The organism is Neisseria sp. P0022.S010, from assembly GCF_051956635.1.
Genome location: NZ_JBQCXF010000793.1, coordinates 1 through 661, shown reverse-complemented (window position 1 = coordinate 661; position 661 = coordinate 1). Strand labels below are relative to the sequence as shown.

Annotated in this window: 1 protein-coding gene; it reads left to right on the top strand. The window is 45.7% G+C overall.

Translation table 11 applies throughout. The annotated features are described in order from the left end of the window. Positions 1 to 53 precede the first annotated feature (53 nt). Positions 54 to 521 carry an FxsA family protein gene (locus tag ACTHUT_RS21450; RefSeq protein WP_250600060.1) on the top strand — a complete coding sequence of 156 codons (468 nt, stop codon included), beginning with the start codon at positions 54 to 56 and terminating at the stop codon, positions 519 to 521. The last annotated feature ends 140 nt before the right edge of the window (positions 522 to 661 follow it).

Below are 661 nucleotides of genomic sequence, written 5' to 3'. Positions count from 1 at the left end.
TATCTAGATAGAACACAATCGACACTATCCGTTGAATGAAGGAACAAACACTTATGCAGTATTTTGGAATTGGTTTTTTGGTTTTAATCTTTTTGGAAATCATGTCCATCGTCTGGGTTGCCGACTGGCTTGGCGGCGGTTGGACGCTGTTTGTGATGGCTCTCAGCTTTATCAGCGGTATCTTTATGCTGCGCCATACCGGCATCTCCGGCCTTTTACTCGCTGGTGCAGCCGTCCGTAGCGGACAAAACATTTCCCTCTATCAGATACTGTGGCCGATTCGCTATACTGCCGCCGCAGTTTTCCTGCTCAGCCCCGGTTTTATTTCAACCGCCGTTGCCCTGCTCTTGCTGATTCCATTTAAAGGCAACGCGGCTGTTTCTTCTACGCAGTCTTTCCAAAGCCGCCAGACTTACAGTTCCGCCAAAGATGATGAGGACATTATCGAAGGCGAATATACGGTTACGCGCACCGGCAAAGCCGACAAACCGCAAGACTATATCGAACACAAACCCGATTGACGACTTCCTTCATAAAAGGCCGTCTGAAATAAGAATACCTCAAAAGTGTTTCATATTTCAGACGGCCTTAATCATTTCCGGGCTTTGAAAATGTAAATATCGGTTTGTAATTCGGTTATTCCGCATAAATCATTTAAAAT

Coding starts and splice junctions, on each gene's coding strand:
- ACTHUT_RS21450 (WP_250600060.1), top strand. CDS start 54: ATGCAGTATTTTGGAATTGGTTTTTTGGTTTTAATCTTTTTGGAAATC.